This is a genomic window from Nocardiopsis prasina DSM 43845 (genome assembly GCF_000341265.1).
In the GTDB taxonomy this organism is placed as follows: domain Bacteria; phylum Actinomycetota; class Actinomycetes; order Streptosporangiales; family Streptosporangiaceae; genus Nocardiopsis; species Nocardiopsis prasina.
On record NZ_ANAE01000134.1, the window covers coordinates 1 to 15,916 of the forward strand.

The window sequence follows — 15,916 nt, forward strand, 5'->3', positions numbered from 1 at the left end:
GCAGCGGTTCCGCAAGGACAAGGTCGGCATGACCGGCGGGGTCGTGGTCGTCCTCCTCATCCTGGTCGCGCTCTTCGCACCCCTGCTCACCGCCTGGTTCGGCCACCCGCCCAACCAGTTCAACCAGGGCCTGGTCGACCCGCTCACCGGCGGAGTCCTGCGTGACCCGGACGACCCCGCCCGGGGCCTGGACCCCTGGGGCGGGATCAGCACCCAGTACCTCCTGGGCGTGGAGCCGGTCAACGGCCGCGACCTGTTCAGCCGCATCGTCTACGGCGCCCGCACCTCCCTGCTGGTCGCCACCGTCGCCACCGTGGTGTGCGTGGTCATCGGCACCGTGCTGGGCATCCTCGCCGGGTACTTCGGCGGCTGGGCCGACGTCGTCATCAGCCGCACCATGGACATCTTCCTCGCCTTCCCGCTGCTGCTCTTCGCGATCGCCCTGGTCGGCGTCATCCCCGACGGCGCCTTCGGCCTGTCCGGCAACAACCTGCGCATCGGCGTCCTGGTGTTCATCATCGGGTTCTTCAACTGGCCCTACATCGGCCGGATCGTGCGCGGACAGACCCTCACCCTCAAGGAACGCGAGTTCGTCGAGGCCGCCCGCAGCCTCGGCGCGGGGAGCACCCACATCGTCTTCCGCGAGATCCTGCCCAACCTGGTCACGCCGATCCTCGTCTACTCCACCCTGCTCATCCCCACCAACATCCTGTTCGAGGCGGCCCTGAGCTTCCTGGGCGTGGGCATCAACCCGCCCATGGCCACCTGGGGCGGCATGTTGGAGAACGCCCTGCGCTTCTACACGACCTCGCCGCACTTCGTGATCATCCCGGGTCTGGCCATCTTCGTCACCGTCCTCGCCTTCAACCTCTTCGGCGACGGTCTGCGCGACGCCTTCGACCCGCGCTCCTCCGACTGACACCCCGCACGGGCCACCCGGCCCCACAGTCCAGCCGAGACCTTCGGCCATCCGGGGCCGTGCGCCGCACGGCCCCACCAGCGAACAGACCAGGAGGCCCAGGTGACCACCCTTCACTTCACGCGCCAGCAGGCGCCCGGGCGGCGCGGCGTGTTCCGCCGAGTCGCCGCACCCGCGGCAGCGGGTACCGCCATGGCGGTGCTCCTGGCCGCCTGCGGAGGCGGGGGCGGAGGCGGCGGAGGGCAGTCCGACGCCGAGTTCAACGAGGGCGAGACCACCATCGTCAACCCCTCCGACCAGTCCGGCGGGACCCTGCGCTACGCCATCTCCTCCGACTTCGACTCTCCCGACCCCGGCAACACCTACTACGCCTTCAGCTGGAACTTTTCCCGCTACTACGCTCGCACCCTGCTCACCTACACCGAGGCGCCCGGCGAACAGGGCATCGAGCTCCAGCCCGACCTGGCCGAGGCGATGCCCGAGGGCAACGACGACTCCACCGAGTGGACCGTGCGCATCAAGCCGGGCCTGAAGTTCCAGGACGGCTCGGAGATCACCGCCGAGGACATCAAGTACGCCATCGCGCGCAGCAACTTCGGTGACCAGGCGCTGCCCAACGGCCCCAAGTACTTCCAGGGGCTGCTGGCCGACAGCGACGACTACGAGGGCCCCTACGCCGACGAGGGCGATCCGCTGGCCGGGTTCGACGGGATCGAGACCCCGGACGACCACACCCTGGTCTTCCACCTCAAGGACAGCTTCTCCGAGTTCCCGTACCTGCTCATCCAGCCGCAGACCGCGCCGGTGCCCGCCGACGCCGACCGGGGCGAGCAGTACCAGAGCAACGTGATCTCCTCGGGGCCCTACAAGTTCGAGGGGGAGTACCGCCCGGGTGTGTCCCTGAACCTGGAGCGCAACGACCAGTGGGACGCCTCCACCGACCCCACCCGCAAGGCGCTGCCCGACCGGATCGAGGTGGAGCTGGGCGTCGACCAGAACGAGATCGACCAGCGGCTAGTCAACGGCGAACTCGACGTGGACCTCGCCGGTGCCGGTGTCGGTCCGGCGATGAAGGGCACCGTCATCACCGACGAGGACCAGCGCCACAACGTCGACAACCCGCAGACCAACACCCTGCGCTACGTCAACATCAACACCGTCATGGAGCCGCTGGACGACCTGGCCTGCCGACAGGCGATCATGTACGCGGCCGACCGGGACGCCCTCCAGCGCGCCTGGGGCGGCGACACCGGCGGTGACATCGCCACCCAGATCATGCCCGGCGCCCTCCCCGGCTCCGATCCGAGCTTCGACCCCTACCCGTCCGACGACAACAAGGGAGACCTGGACAAGGCCCGGGAGAAGCTGGAGGAGTGCGGGCAGCCGGACGGCTTCTCCACGGCCATCGGCGCCCGCGCGGACCGGCCCTCGGACGTCAGCACCGCCGAGGCGCTCCAGCAGGCCCTGGCCCGGGTGGGCATCGACACGGAGATCAAGCAGTACCCGTCCGACACCTACACCAACACCCAGGCGGGTTCGCCGTCCTTCGTGGCCGACAACGACCTGGGGCTGACCGTGTACGGGTGGGCGCCGGACTGGGCGAGCGGCTACGGGTTCATGAGCAAGATCCTGGACGGCGACGCCATCCAGCAGGCCGGTAACTCGAACATCTCCGAGCTCGACGACCAGCAGATCGACGACTGGTTCGACGAGGTGGTCGCGGTGGCCGACCCGGACGAGCGCGCGGACATCTACACGAAGATCGACGAGCGGGCGATGGACCAGGCCGCGATCCTGCCGGCCGTGTTCGAGCGGACGGTGCTGTACCGACCCGCGAGCCTGACCAACGTGTACTACCACGCGGGTTACTCCATGTACGACTACATGGCCCTGGGCACCAGCAACAACTAGCCAGGGTCGGTACGGCGGCGGTTCCTCCGGGGGAGGGGCCGCCGCCTCCGTGCGCGGAGAGGCGACGTGCTAGATCAGCTGGCGCCGCGCGGCCCAGACGACGGCCTCGACGGGAGTGTTCCCGGCCCCTTGTACACGCCGACTTCATCGCGTGATCGTCTGATTGCTATGGGTTACGGTTTGGCTTCGGGGCGGAACGTCTCCGCTCCGCCCCGGGCCCCGAGGCCCTGGCCCCCGACGAGAGAAGGCACGCGCCTTGCTGACCTACATCCTGCGCCGCCTGGGCGCGGGTCTGCTGCTCCTGGCCGTGGTCACCATGGTCACCTTCGCCATCTTCTACGTGGTGCCACGATGGGCGGGCCGGACCACCGAGCAGCTGGCCACGATGTACGTGGGCCGGGCTCCCACCCCCGAGGCGATCCAGGCCACCATCGAACGGCTGGGCCTGGACCAGCCGATCGTGGTCCAGTTCGGCGAGTTCGTCCGGGGGATCTTCTTCGGCGCCCAGTACCAGTTCGGCCGGGACACCATCGAGTGCTCGGCCCCCTGCTTCGGCTACTCCTTCCAGACCTACCAGGAGGTGTTCCCCGAGATCATCTCCCGCCTCCCGGTGACGGCCTCCCTGGCCATCGGCGCGGGCGTCATCTGGCTGGTGGGCGGCGTCGCCGTCGGCGTGGTCTCGGCCGTGTGGAAGGGCAGTCTCTTCGACCGCCTGGCGATGGGCATCGCACTGGCCGGTGTCTCCCTTCCGATCTTCTTCACCGGTCTGCTCGCCCTGGCCTTCCTCGTCCACTCCTGGGGCCTGTTCGCCACCCCGCGCTACGTCCCCTTCTCCCAGGACCCCCTCGCCTGGGCCCAGGGCATGCTGTTGCCGTGGCTGACCCTGGCGTTCCTGCACGCGGCGATGTACGCGCGGCAGACCCGGGCGGGCATGTTGGAGACCCTCAACGAGGACTACATCCGCACCGCGCGGGCCAAGGGCCTGAGTGAGCGCAAGGTCGTGCTCAAGCACGCACTGCGCCCCACCCTCACCCCCATCGTCACCATCTTCGGGCTGGACCTGGGACTGGTCCTGGGCGGCGCCGTCCTGACCGAGCAGGTCTTCTCCCTCAACGGGATCGGCCGGTACGCGGTCCAGGCCATCACCCAGAGCGACCTTCCGGTCATCCTCGGCGTGACCCTGTTCGGCGCGTTCTTCATCGTCATCTGCAACCTGCTGGTCGACCTGGTCTACCCGCTCATCGACCCGCGCGTGCGCATCCACAACTGAGAGAGGCCTTCCGATGACCGAATCCCCTTCAGGGTCCCCGGCCGCTGCCTCCGCCGCGCCCGTCGTGCGCGTGGACGACCTGCACGTCACCTTTCCGACACTGGACGGCGACGTGCACGCGGTCGACGGCCTGTCCTTCGAGGTGCCCGCCGGTGGTGCCCTCGGCATCGTGGGTGAGTCGGGTTCCGGCAAGAGCGTGACCTCGCTGGCCCTGATGGGTCTGCACCGGGGCAGCCGCGCGCGGATCACCGGTGGGATCGAGGTCGTGGGTACCGACGTGGTCGCGGCCACCGACAGGAAGCTGCGGTCCATGCGGGGCAACGACATCGCGATGGTCTTCCAGGACCCGATGCAGTCGCTGCACCCGCAGTACACGATCGGCAACCAGCTGGTCGAGGCGCTGAGGGTGCACCGGCCGCAGGTGTCCCGGGCCCAGGCGCGCACCAGGGCGATCGAGTCCCTGGAGAGGGTCGGTATCCCCGAGCCGGCGAAGCGGGTCAACTCCTACCCGCACGAGTTCTCCGGCGGCATGCGCCAGCGCGTCCTGATCGCCATGGGTCTGATGTGCGATCCCAAGGTGCTGCTGGCCGACGAGCCGACCACCGCCCTGGACGTCACCGTGCAGGCCCAGATCCTGGACCTGCTGGACGAGCTGCGCCGCGACCTCGACATGGGCCTGATCCTCGTTTCCCACGACCTCGCCGTGGTCGCCGGTTCCGTGGACGAGGTCGTGGTCATGCGGGAGGGCAGGGCGGTGGAGCGCGGCGACGTGCGTAGGGTCCTCGCCGAACCGGAGCACCCCTACACGCAGGCGTTGCTGGCCGCCGTGCCGCGCGTGGAGGTGTCCCGGGCCGAGCGGCGCGCCCGGGACCGCGCCGAGCGGGCGGAGAGGGCACGCCGGGAACAGCGCAGGTCCTCGGGAGCGACAGCGGAGTCCGTCGGCTCCGAGTCCGCCGACCCCGCGCCCTTCTCGGCCTTCGAGCCCGCCACCCCGGCCACGGGGGACCGGGGTGAGCCGCTGCTGCGCGTCCGCGACGTCGCGCAGAGCTTCAAGGTGCGGGGCGGGCTGTGGGGCCGGGCCACGGACTTCTGGGCGGTCAAGGGCGTGAGCTTCGACCTGTACAAGGGCGAGACTCTCGGGGTCGTCGGTGAGTCCGGATCGGGCAAGAGCACGCTCTCCCGGATGGTCATGCGGCTGCTGGAGCCCACCAAGGGCACCGTGGAGTTCGAGGGCCAGGACATCACCCACCTGTCGGAACGGCGGCTGCGTCCGCTCCGCCGCGACGTGCAGATGGTGTTCCAGAACCCCTACTCCTCACTGAACCCGCGCATGACCATCGGCCAGAGCATCGGCACCGCCCTGCGGGTCCAGGGCGAGGGGAACCCCCGCACGATCCGTTCGCGGGTCCAGGAGCTGTTGGAGCGGGTGGGTCTGGAGCCCAACCACTACAACCGGTTCCCGCACGCGTTCTCCGGAGGCCAGCGCCAGCGCATCGCCATCGCCCGGGCCCTCATCCTCAAACCGAGGCTCATCATCTGCGACGAGCCCGTCTCGGCGCTGGACGTGTCCACCCAGGACCAGGTGCTGCGCCTGCTCTCGGAGCTCCAGGACGACTTCGGCCTCACCTACGTCTTCGTCGCCCACGACCTCGCGGTGGTGCGCCAGGTCAGCGACCGGGTCGCCGTGATGCGCAAGGGCGAGGTGGTCGAGCTGGGTGACAGCGACACCATCTACGAGAACCCGCAGAGCGACTACACCAGGCAGCTGCTCACCGCCGCCCCGGTCCTGGACCCGGACGAGGCTCGCGAACTGCGCAGCGAACGGGTGCGGCTGCGGTCCCGGGGCGACTGACGGCGGCTCAGCCGGCCAGTCCCCTCAGCAGGGCGCGCAGACCGAACCGGAACCCGGTCAGGGCCTCGCTCGCGTCGGGCGCGTCCTCACGGTCACTGTGCCGGACCTGGTGGGCGACCGAGCCCAGACAGTAGGCGTTCAGGGCGTCGCAGGCCCGGGACACGTCGTCCTCCGCGAGCCCCGCCTCCGTGAGGGCCGTGTGGAGCAGCGCCCGCGTGTCCTCCTCGCCCAGGGTGTGCGGCGCCCGGTGCATGAGCAGGGACAGCGCACCGGAGTAGGTCAGCAGCCGCTCCCGGTAGGCCTCCGCCCAGACGGTCAGGCGCCGGTCCCAGGGGAGGTCGTCGGACCCGGCCGCCGCCACGGGGTCGGTCCCGGTCGCCTCCTCGCCCTCGGCGCCGTCGACGTCCCCGGGCGGTCCCTGCCCCTCGGCCAGTCCGCTGACCACCCGCGCCGTGGTGACGTACGCGGCGATCGCGTTGAACAGCTGCTCCTTGCCCTTGGGGAAGTGGTGGTAGATCGCCATGGCCTCCACGTCCAGAGCGTCGCCGAGCCGGCGCATGGACAGCCCGCCCAGCCCCCGTCCGGCGATGATGTGGAGGGCCTCGACGATGATGCGCTCGCGGCTCAGACCCGCGTAGTTCCTGCTCACTCTGGTGCCTTTCGGGGGACTGGGGGGTCGACGGAGTCAAGCTGGCAGGTCCGCCGCCGCGACGCCACCACCGACGCACGGTCCGGCTCGCCCGATGATCTTCGTCACCCATAGAGTTGCCTCGACACGGCTGACGGTACTCCCCACGGAGAGCGGACATGGGACTTGCCAAGCAGGACATGACGAAGGCGCGCGAAGAGCTCGCCCACGACCAGGAACGGGCCGATCAGCTGCCCGAGCTCCTGAGGTCGGTGGCCGAGGCCGAGCGGGCCCTGGACGAGGTGCGCGAGCAGGGCGCCCCGGTCGAGGAGGTCCACGCCCACGGCGTGCGGTTCGACACCGCCCTCACCGAGGCCATGCGCGCCGCCTACGCGCGGGAGCGCGTGCTGGTCGGGGTCAAGGGCTATACGGACCGCATCAAGCGCCGTAAGCGTCTGGCCCGGCCCGAGATCAAGCAGGCCACCCAGGTGGCGGAGGACCTGCTCACGGTTCGGGAGGCGCACCGGCTGCACGGTATCCAGCAGGTGCCCCGGTCGGTGGTGGTCTGACTCCGGCCCCGGCGGCCCCATGGGTTCACCCCGTGGGGCCGCTTCGTCTGTCGGGGCCGATCCCTCGGGGCCGGCAATGGTCGGAGTGGCGGGTGGGGTGTGCGCGCGGAGCGTGTCGTTTGAGGGTTGGTGGTGGGCGACGGGTTGGGGGGGTGTGCGCGCGGAGCGTGTCGTTTGAGGGTTGGTGGTGGGCGACGGGTGGGCATAGGTTGGACGAACACCCGGTTCGCGCCGGGTGAGTGGTCGGCGATTCACGTGGGGAGCACATAAGGACATGGCGGATTTCATCCGCATTGATCCAACGTCGAAGGTTCCGCCCTACGAACAGATCAGAGCTCTCGTCGCGATCGCCGCGGCCAACGGTGAACTTCCCGTCGGCTACCGGCTGCCCACCGTCCGTGCCCTGGCCGGACAGCTCTCCGTCGCGGTGAACACCGTCGCCCGTGCCTATCGGGAGCTCGAACAGGCCGGGGTCGTGGAGACCCGGGGCCGCTCGGGGACCTTCGTGGCCGCCGCCGGGGACGACCAGCGAGCCGAGGCCCTGGCCGCCGCCCGTGCCTACGCCGAGGTCATCACTCGGGTCGGGTTGGAGCACGACGAGGCCGTCGACATCCTTCGTGCCGCCCTGAAGGGTTCACCGGGGGCCGGTAACTGACGACGCGTGCGGGACCCGTGTGGTTCCCTTCCCGGCACGTGATGACCGCAATCGGACCAAACCACTCCTGAAGCCCCTGAACTGGGGTGTTCGGCGATATTGTCGTGGTGCGCCGCCCTCCCCCCGGTGGCGGTGAACGACAACCCCCAAGGAGGCGCCGATGAGCAGGAGATCTGGCGGCGGACGGTCATCAGGCGGACGATCCGGCGGAGGCCGTTCCAGCGGCGGACGATCGGGCGGCGGCCGCTCCGGCGGCGGGCGCTCCAGCGGTGGAGGCGGCAGCTCACGCGGAGGGGCCGCGCGCCGTGGCGGCGGCTTCAACTCCCGCAGCAGTAGCGGTGGGGCCGGTCGCTCCGGAGGTGGCTTCGGCTCCGGTGGCGGCGCCGCGCGTGCCGGTGGCGGGTTCAACTCACGTTCGGGATCGTCCCGCCCCGCGCGGACCCCGAGGGCCGGGCGTCCCTCGCGACGCAGCAACCAGGCCCACGTCGTGGGCTCCGCGCACGCACCGCGCCCCCGGAACCGCTGGTACTACGGCAGGAACCGCCACTACTACAGCGACGGCCCGGGGTTCGCTCCCCGCGGCGGAGGACTGGGCGCGGTGCTGGGCTGCCTGGGAGCCGTCATCGGCCTGCTGGTCATCCTGGCGCTCCTCGCCGTGCTGATCTGACCCGACCCGCGATCCCCCGAAAGCCCCCGAGAAGGAAACGAGCAGCACCCGTGTCCCACCCCCGAACCCCCACCCGTGTTCTGTCGCTGGCCGCCGCGGCCGTGGTCGTCCCCCTGGCGCTGACCGCGTGTTCCGGGAACCAGGCCGAGATCGACGCCGCCTGCGCCGACATCCAGAGCAACATCTCGGCCGTCGACCTGGCGGCCGAGAGCATCGCGACCGACGTCCTGGTCGACGACGTCCCCTTCCAGGACGACCACTACAGCGTTCTCGACGCCCACGTGCTGGACGTCGAACGCCTGGAGGAGGCGGCCCGAGGCGACCTCAGCAGGGACGCCACCGAGCGCGCCGACGCGGTCAACGCCGTCCTGGAGGAACTGGACTTCGGAGACCACGACGGGCTGGCCGACGCCCTGGACTGGACCTCCGACACGCACGACATGATCCTCGCGGCCTGCGACTACTGAACGGCCGACGACGGGGTGGGAGCACAGGGTTCCCGCCCCGTCCCGCGGGCGACTCAGCGGCGCAGACCCAGCACCGCGATCAGGTAGAAACCGATCAGGCCCGCCCACACCATGAAGACGGACATGGCGCCCCCGATAAGGGAGGCGACGATCGCCGTGATGGGGATGCTGATCCCCAGGCACACCAGGGCCAGGACCATGCGCACGGTGTTGGAGGCCACGCCGACGCGGGGCTCGTCGGCCCCGGTCCGGCGCGCCACGTGGTGCTTGACGCGTTCCTCGATGGTGTCGTCGACGCGCTCGACGAGGGAGGCCGCCACCGCCTCGTCGTACTCGGGGCCCAGCTCGCGGCTGGCGCGCAGCGCGGCGGCGATCTCTTCCTGGTGCCGCCGGGGGTTGTCGGTCATCCGCCCATCGTCCCACCGGCAGGGGGGCGCCGACAGCTCCCGTCCCCGGATACCAGGGGAAGTCCGGGGTTGTCCCTGAGCCCGGAAACGCCGAAGGGGCCGCTCTCCCGAGGGGGGAACGGCCCCGTACGTCACACGAGGGTGGTCAGCTGGCGAAGTCCAGCAGCTGCTGGGCCCGGCTCGGGTGGCGCAGCTTCGACAGCGACTGCTTCTCCAGCTGCCGGATGCGCTCACGGGTGAGCCCCAGGTGCTTGCCGATCTCGTCGAGGGTGCGCGGCCGGCCGTCCATCAACCCGAACCGCAGCGACATGATGGTCGCCTCACGCGGCTCCAGGTCCGACAGGGCGTTGCGCAGCTGGTCGGCCATGAGCTGGCGGTCGACCACCTCGGAGGCCTCCGAGGCGTCCACGTCCTCGATCAGGTCGCCGATGCGGGTCTCGCCGTCCTCACCGATGGTGGAGTCGAGGCTGATCGGCTGGCGGGTGACGCGCAGCAGCTCCTCGATCTGGGCCGGGGTCTTGTCCAGCTCCAGTCCCAGCTCCTCCGGGGTGGGCTCGCGGCCCAGCGCCTGGTGCATGTCGCGCTCCAGACGGCTCACCTTGCTGAGCAGCTCCAGGACGTGCACGGGCAGGCGGATGGTGCGGGCGGAGTCGGCGAACCCCCGCTGGATGGCCTGGCGGATCCACCACATGGCGTAGGTGGAGAACTTGAAGCCCTTGGTGTAGTCGAACTTCTCCACGGCGCGGATGAGGCCGAGGTTGCCCTCCTGCACCACGTCCAGCAGGGACATGCCGCGGTCGCTGTACTTCTTGGCCACGGACACGACCAGGCGGAGGTTGGCCTCCAGCATGTGGGACTTGGCCTTGCGGCCGTCCTCGGCCACCCACTCCAGCTCTTCGCGTTCGACGTCGGCCATCGGGACCGAAGCGTCGATCTCGCCATGCTGTCCGAGCCGGTACTCGGCGTACAGTCCGGCCTCGACCCGCTTGGCCAGGTCCACCTCCTGCTCGGCGGTGAGCAGCTGCCGCCGCCCGATCGCCTTGAGGTAGGTGTGGACCGAGTCGCCCATCGCGGGTGACTGGTCGTCGAGGTCGGCTTCGCCGGTCTCCGGGTCGGTGGTGTTCTGATTGGTCTCGGTCTTCTTGGTTCGCCGCGTGGTGGTGCGGGCCTTCCTCCGGGTGGAGGGGCCCTTGCGCGAGGCGGCCTTGCCGGATGCGGCCTTGGGTGCCTCGTCGGTGTCGGGTACCGTCGCGATGAGAGTGTTTTCCAGCACGTCGTCCTCGGCGTCAGGGTCGGCCACCATCGCGGAGTCCTCGCCCCCGTTGGCGAGTCGGACCCCGTTCTCGGTGAGTTCACGCAGGATGGAGCGGCCGTCACTGGAAGTGACTCCGGCCGCGGAGAAAGCGGTACGTAGTTCTGAGAGGGACAGGTGTCCCTGGGCGCGCCCCTGGGTGATCAGGTCGGTCAGAGCCTCGTGGGCGGCACGGCCCTCGGTCGGAGCGTTGCCGTCGGGGACTTCGGCCTCGGGGCCCGAAGCGTCTAGGGCAGTGCTCGTCATGTGGGCACCTCCCTCCCTTCCAGGACGTCTGGCACGCGGCGGAGGGTTCCCGCCGACTGGTCGCGCCAATATGTCCAACGTGTCGGCGAGTCAAATGTTCCCTGTCTCGATTGGATATCGAAGAGGGTGGTATGGATCACTCTCCCATGAGTGGCGCAGGACCGACCCATGCGGGTAATGGCGCCCGCTCGGTCCGAGTGCGGGAACCGCCCCGCGACAGGCGTTCCGGGCTCGGGGGAGGACGCAGGGGAGCGGACGATGGGATCGATGGCTGCCGCCAACCGCGGACCTCCTTGGAAGAGGGGCCGAAGAGACCGGATACTCAGGTAGACGCCGGGGAGCTTTCGGAAGTTCCCCGCCAACCGGACAAGGTCTCCCGGGCCAGGGTCCCACGTGTACGGACCACACCGGTAAACGCGCCCTCGCGCCCGGTACGGCCGGTGTTCCCGCTCCGACCAGCGACAGCGACCTCTCTGGGGAGTGCTGCCGGGCCCGCGGAGGCCGGCCGGCGGCCAGCCGCTCAGGAACCGGGGCGGCGCAGTGTGACCAGGTCGGGCTTGCCGGAGGCGAGCATCGGGAGCGCGGCGCGCACGTCCAGTTCCCGAGGGCACGCGTAGGCGGGCAGCCGTTCGCGGACCCATCCCCGCAGCTCCTCCAGCGCGGGCGGATTCCCGGGGTCGGCGGGTACCACGACCGCTGTGACCCGCTCGCCCCACTCGGGGTCGGGGCGGCCCACCACCACCGACTCCGCTATCTCCGGGCGGGCGGCCAGGATGGCGTTCACCTGACCGGGGACCACCTTGTGACCGCCCGTGTTGACCACCTCGTCCATGCGACCCAACACGTGCAGGCGTCCCTCGGCGTCCACACGGCCCAGGTCGTTGGTGCGCAGCCACAGACGCCCGGCGTCGTCGCGGACCATCCCGGCGTCGTCCCCGCCTCGGGCCCAACCCCGTGACTCCGAGCCCGGCGGCAGCCGGTAACCGGTGAGCAGGGTCGGGCCGCCCAGCACGACACGGCCGGGCTCACCCGGCTCCGCACCGGCGATCCGGACCTCGGTCCCGTCCAGCGCGACGCCGTCGTACACGCATCCGCCGCAGGTCTCGCTCATGCCGTAGGTGGTCACGACCCGGCCGCCCGCCGCGCGGGCCGCGTCCAACAGGGAGGGCTCGGCCGCCGCGCCGCCGAGCAGGATCGTGCCGAACACCGACAGGTCCGCGCCAGCGGCTATTAGACGGCGCAGCTGGGTGGGGACCAGCGACACGTGCGGTCGCAGCTCGCGCGCAAGCTCCGCCACCGTGTCCGTGTCGAAGGGGGCGTGCACCACCTCACCCCCGGTGACGAGGGCTCGGATCATCACCTGGATGCCGGAGATGTGCCCGGCGGGAAGCACGCACAGCCAGCGGTCGCCCGGGGCGGCTCCGATCCTCGCCACCGAGGCGCGGGCCGAGGCGCGCAGGGCGGACGCGGACAGCTCCACACCCTTGGGCTCCCCGGTCGACCCGGAGGTGGTGACCACCAGAGCCGCGTCCGGGCCCACCGCGACGCCACCGGGCAGCTCGGTGGTTCCGTCGGGGGTACACAGCGACGAGGGCCGCATGGCGGCCACCAGTGCCTCGGCGCGCGGGTCGGGGGTGCCGTCGGGGATGGGCAGCAGAGCGGGGCCGGTACCGTCCAACGCGCGGGCGAGCCGCTCGTGCATGACGGCGGGGGTCAGACCGCGTACAGCCTGGAGGGCGCGTTCGCCCTCGCGGCCGGGGACCTGGGACCGGGGTTCGCTTGCTTGTGCCACGGTGCTCCAGCGTACGCCCGACCAGGGGAGCGGCCGTCCGGTGGGGCCGGGTGTCGGGTGCGTGCCTGCCCGTCCCGGCTCGCCTGGCACAATGCGTAGGGTTGACGTCTGGGCGCGACGGCCACCCCGGCCGCGCCCACACCGTCCCCATCCCCGTGAGGAGAAGCAGAAGCCGTGAGCAGCGTGATCGACTGGCAGCGGTCGGGCGAGTATTCCGACATCATCTACGAGACCGCGGAGGGCATCGCCAAGATCACGATCAACCGCCCCGAGCGGCACAACGCGTTCCGTCCCCAGACGCTCTTCGAGCTCCAGACGGCCTTCGGCAACGCCCGGGACGACTCCAGTGTCGGCGTGATCATCTTCACCGGCGCCGGTGACCAGGCGTTCTGCTCCGGTGGCGACCAGAAGATCCGCGGCGACGACGGCTACATCGGCGACGACGCCGTGGCCCGGCAGGGCATCGGCCGCCTCAACGTGCTCGACCTCCAGGTGCAGATCCGCCGCCTGCCCAAGCCCGTGATCTGCATGGTCGCCGGTTGGTCCATCGGCGGCGGCAACGTCCTCCAGGTGTGCTGCGACCTCACCATCGCGGCCGACAACGCCAAGTTCGGCCAGACCGGCCCCAAGGTCGGCTCCTTCGACGGCGGCTACGGCGCCTGGCTGCTCGCCGAGACCGTCGGGCTGAAGAAGGCCCGCGAGATCTGGTACCTGTGCCGCCAGTACAGCGCCCAGGAGGCGCTGGACATGGGCATGGTCAACACCGTCGTGCCGCTGGCGGACCTGGAGAAGGAGACCGTCTCCTGGGCCCGCGAGATGCTGGACAAGTCCCCGCTGGCGCTGCGCATGCTCAAGGGCGCCATCAACGCCGTGAGCGACGGCGCCGCCGGGATGCAGCAGTTCGCCGGTGACGCCACGATGCTCTACTACATGAGCGAGGAGGCCCAGGAGGGCCGGGACGCCTTCAAGGAGAAGCGCCGTCCGGAGTTCGACAAGTTCCCGCGTCGCCCGTGACCGGCGCCTCGGAGCCTGCCCCGGCGGTGACCGCCGCCGGGGGGCGGGCCTTCGCCATCGGCCTGCGCAACCGCTTCCGGGGCATCACGGTCCGCGAGGGAATGCTGGTGCGCGGCCCCGCCGGGTGGGGCGAGTTTTCACCCTTCGCCGAGTACGGGCCGCGTGAGGCCTCCCGCTGGTGGGCCGCCTGCCTCGAAGCGGCCCACCGGGGCTGGCCGGAGCCGGTACGCGACCGGGTGGCCGTCAACGTGACCGTGCCCGCCGTGGACCCCGGACGCGCCGCCGCGATCGTCGCGGCGGGCGGCTGCGCCACCGCCAAGGTCAAGGTCGCGGAGAAGGGCCAGGACTGGCGCGAGGACGTGGCCAGGGTCGAGGCGGTCCGGTCCGCGATCGGCCCCTCCGGCCGGGTGCGGGTGGACGCCAACGGCGCCTGGGACGTGGACACCGCCGTGCGGATGACACGCGAGCTGGACCGGTTCGGCCTCGAATACGTGGAGCAGCCTTCCGCGACCCTGGACGAGCTGGCCGCCGTGCGCCGCCGGGTCGACGTTCCGGTGGCCGCCGACGAGTCCATCCGCCGCGCGGAGGACCCCCTGCGGGTGCGCGCCTCCGAGGCGGCGGACATCGTGGTGCTCAAGGTGCAGCCCCTGGGCGGCGTCCGCGCCGCGCTGCGGGTGGCCGAGGCCTGCGGACTGCCGGTGGTGGTCTCCAGTGCCGTGGAGACCTCGGTGGGACTGGCCGCCGGGGTGGCCCTGGCCGCTTGCCTGCCCGAGCTTCCGTACGCCTGCGGTCTGGCGACCATGCAGATGCTCGAAGCCGACGTCACCTCAGCCCCGCTGCTGCCCGTGGACGGGTTCCTTCCGGTCCGTCCGTCCGAGGTGGACGAGGCGGCGCTGGCGGCGGTCGAGATCGATCCGGGTGCCTGGCGCGCACGGGCCGAAGCCGCCGAGGCGGCCGGGCGGACCCCCTCCGACCCGGCCTGACCTCGCGGGGCACGGTGACCGGTGTCCCGGAGTGACGTACCACCGCACCCGGTGGGCATGAGATCACAGCCGGGTTCGCTCGCCGTTCGGAACCGAACGGGGTTCACTGGAAGGGACCGGGCCCGTTCGACCGGGTCGAATCGCACGGGGATACTGGTACATACCTTGACGAACGAAAGACTCTGATGAATCCGTCTACCGCCCTGGCTCGGGTCCTCGTCGACGAACTGGCCCGCTGCGGGATGGTCGAGGCCGTCGTCGCCCCCGGATCGCGCTCGACGCCCCTGGCGCTGGCCCTGGTCGCCCACCCCGGCGTCCGGGTCCACGTGCGTGTGGACGAGCGATCGGCCTCCTTCCTCGCCCTCGGCCTGGCCCGCGCCTCACGCCGACCCGTGGCGGTCGTGTGCACCTCCGGCACGGCGGCCGCCAACCTCCACCCCGCGGTGATGGAGGCGGACGAGAGCGGCGTGCCACTGCTGGTGCTCACCGCCGACCGGCCCCCGGAACTGCGCGGCACCGGTGCCAACCAGACGGTGGACCAGATCGGCCTGTACGGCGGCGCCGTGCGCATGTTCGCCGAGGTCGGCACCCCCGACCCGGCCCCGGGCATGGTGGCGTACTGGCGCTCGCTGTCCTGTAGGGCCTGGGCGTCCGCGACCGGCGGCCGCCCCGGCCCCGTCCACCTCAACGTGGCCTTCCGCGACCCGCTCACCCCCGACGAACCCTCCGCCACCCCCACCTGGACGGCGCCCCTGGACGGGCGCCCGGACGGCCGCCCGTGGATCTCGCGTCCCGGTCCGTTCACCGAGCCCGCGCCGCTGGTGCTGCCGGACGTCGAGCGCGGCGTCATCGTCTGCGGTGACGGCGACTTCGACCCCGTCCCCTTCCTGGCCCTGGCCGAGGTCACGGGCTGGCCCCTGCTGGCCGAGCCGACCTCCAACGCCCGCCGGGTGGGCGCGCTCTCCACGTACCGGCAGCTGCTGGCCTCACCGGGGTTCGCCGACGCGCACGCCCCCGAGCTGGTCGTGAGCGTGGGGCGGCCGAACCTGTCCCGGCAGGTCCTGGCCTACCTGCGCCGAGCCGAACGCCACGTGGTGGTCACCGCCGGGGCGCTGGGCGACCCCGCGGCGAGCCTGGCCAACGACTTCTCCGACCCCGCGCGCACCGCCACCGACGTCGTCGCGGCGGGGGCCCCGCCCGCCGGGCTGGACTGGGCGCACCCGC

General features: G+C 71.2%; 15 protein-coding genes. 11 read left to right on the plus strand and 4 right to left on the minus strand.

Going from position 1 to position 15,916, the window contains the following annotated elements; genetic code table 11:
* From D452_RS0114685 to D452_RS0114700, 4 genes are all read left to right on the plus strand, one after another.
* On the plus strand, nt 1-919 hold a 919-nt coding region (locus D452_RS0114685; RefSeq protein WP_017544911.1), incomplete at its 5' end, for an ABC transporter permease.
* A gap of 102 nt (nt 920-1,021) precedes the next feature.
* Nucleotides 1,022-2,830: an ABC transporter substrate-binding protein gene (locus D452_RS0114690; protein WP_017544912.1), complete on the plus strand. Its 1,809-nt coding sequence runs from the start codon at nt 1,022-1,024 to the stop codon at nt 2,828-2,830.
* Between the two features lie 256 nt (nt 2,831-3,086).
* Nucleotides 3,087-4,100, plus strand: coding sequence for an ABC transporter permease (locus D452_RS0114695; RefSeq protein ID WP_017544913.1), 1,014 nt, complete (start codon nt 3,087-3,089; stop codon nt 4,098-4,100).
* A gap of 13 nt (nt 4,101-4,113) precedes the next feature.
* Nucleotides 4,114-5,952 (plus strand): ABC transporter ATP-binding protein, encoded by a 1,839-nt coding sequence (locus D452_RS0114700; RefSeq protein ID WP_026129321.1) that lies wholly within the window; start codon nt 4,114-4,116, stop codon nt 5,950-5,952.
* A 7-nt stretch (nt 5,953-5,959) separates the two neighbouring features.
* On the opposite strand, the gene D452_RS0114705 is transcribed toward D452_RS0114700, so the two are convergent.
* On the minus strand, nt 5,960-6,601 hold the full coding sequence (locus tag D452_RS0114705; RefSeq protein ID WP_017544915.1) for a TetR/AcrR family transcriptional regulator: 642 nt from the start codon (nt 6,599-6,601) through the stop codon (nt 5,960-5,962).
* Nucleotides 6,602-6,759: 158 nt separating this feature from the next.
* On the opposite strand from D452_RS0114705, the gene D452_RS0114710 reads away from it, so the two are divergent.
* The 4 genes from D452_RS0114710 (at nt 6,760) to D452_RS0114730 (ending at nt 8,938) form a co-directional block, all read left to right on the plus strand.
* Nucleotides 6,760-7,149 carry a hypothetical protein gene (locus D452_RS0114710; protein ID WP_017544916.1) on the plus strand — a complete coding sequence of 130 codons (390 nt, stop codon included), beginning with the start codon at nt 6,760-6,762 and terminating at the stop codon, nt 7,147-7,149.
* Nucleotides 7,150-7,423: 274 nt separating this feature from the next.
* Nucleotides 7,424-7,804 (plus strand): GntR family transcriptional regulator, encoded by a 381-nt coding sequence (locus D452_RS0114715; protein ID WP_017544917.1) that lies wholly within the window; start codon nt 7,424-7,426, stop codon nt 7,802-7,804.
* A gap of 160 nt (nt 7,805-7,964) precedes the next feature.
* A complete protein-coding gene (locus D452_RS31405; RefSeq protein WP_239646393.1) occupies nt 7,965-8,471 on the plus strand; it encodes a hypothetical protein in 507 nt (168 codons plus the stop codon).
* 50 nt (nt 8,472-8,521) lie between these two features.
* Complete coding sequence (locus D452_RS0114730; protein ID WP_017544920.1) at nt 8,522-8,938, plus strand: hypothetical protein; 417 nt, start codon at nt 8,522-8,524, stop codon at nt 8,936-8,938.
* A gap of 53 nt (nt 8,939-8,991) precedes the next feature.
* On the opposite strand, the gene D452_RS0114735 is transcribed toward D452_RS0114730, so the two are convergent.
* From D452_RS0114735 to D452_RS0114745, 3 genes are all read right to left on the minus strand, one after another.
* A complete protein-coding gene (locus D452_RS0114735) occupies nt 8,992-9,345 on the minus strand; it encodes a hypothetical protein (protein ID WP_017544921.1) in 354 nt (117 codons plus the stop codon).
* A gap of 145 nt (nt 9,346-9,490) precedes the next feature.
* Complete coding sequence (locus D452_RS0114740) at nt 9,491-10,903, minus strand: RNA polymerase sigma factor (protein ID WP_017544922.1); 1,413 nt, start codon at nt 10,901-10,903, stop codon at nt 9,491-9,493.
* A 520-nt stretch (nt 10,904-11,423) separates the two neighbouring features.
* On the minus strand, nt 11,424-12,695 hold the full coding sequence (locus D452_RS0114745) for an AMP-binding protein (protein ID WP_017544923.1): 1,272 nt from the start codon (nt 12,693-12,695) through the stop codon (nt 11,424-11,426).
* A 174-nt stretch (nt 12,696-12,869) separates the two neighbouring features.
* Here D452_RS0114745 and menB point away from each other — a divergent pair, with 174 nt between their 5' ends.
* From menB to menD, 3 genes are all read left to right on the plus strand, one after another.
* Nucleotides 12,870-13,709 (plus strand): 1,4-dihydroxy-2-naphthoyl-CoA synthase, encoded by an 840-nt coding sequence (gene menB, locus D452_RS0114750; protein WP_017544924.1) that lies wholly within the window; start codon nt 12,870-12,872, stop codon nt 13,707-13,709.
* Complete coding sequence (locus tag D452_RS0114755) at nt 13,706-14,692, plus strand: o-succinylbenzoate synthase (protein ID WP_017544925.1); 987 nt, start codon at nt 13,706-13,708, stop codon at nt 14,690-14,692. Before menB ends, D452_RS0114755 begins: the two co-directional genes overlap by 4 nt.
* A gap of 185 nt (nt 14,693-14,877) precedes the next feature.
* Nucleotides 14,878-15,916: 2-succinyl-5-enolpyruvyl-6-hydroxy-3-cyclohexene-1-carboxylic-acid synthase (gene menD, locus D452_RS0114760; RefSeq protein WP_017544926.1), on the plus strand; the 1,039-nt coding region annotated here is incomplete at its 3' end.

Bases quoted from the DNA above. Each gene is read 5' to 3' on its own strand.
- D452_RS0114700 (WP_026129321.1), top strand. From the start codon at position 4,114: ATGACCGAATCCCCTTCAGGGTCCCCGGCCGCTGCCTCCGCCGCGCCC.
- D452_RS0114715 (WP_017544917.1), top strand. From the start codon at position 7,424: ATGGCGGATTTCATCCGCATTGATCCAACGTCGAAGGTTCCGCCCTAC.
- D452_RS0114710 (WP_017544916.1), top strand. From the start codon at position 6,760: ATGGGACTTGCCAAGCAGGACATGACGAAGGCGCGCGAAGAGCTCGCC.
- D452_RS0114740 (WP_017544922.1), bottom strand. From the start codon at position 10,903: ATGACGAGCACTGCCCTAGACGCTTCGGGCCCCGAGGCCGAAGTCCCC.
- D452_RS31405 (WP_239646393.1), top strand. From the start codon at position 7,965: ATGAGCAGGAGATCTGGCGGCGGACGGTCATCAGGCGGACGATCCGGC.
- D452_RS0114735 (WP_017544921.1), bottom strand. From the start codon at position 9,345: ATGACCGACAACCCCCGGCGGCACCAGGAAGAGATCGCCGCCGCGCTG.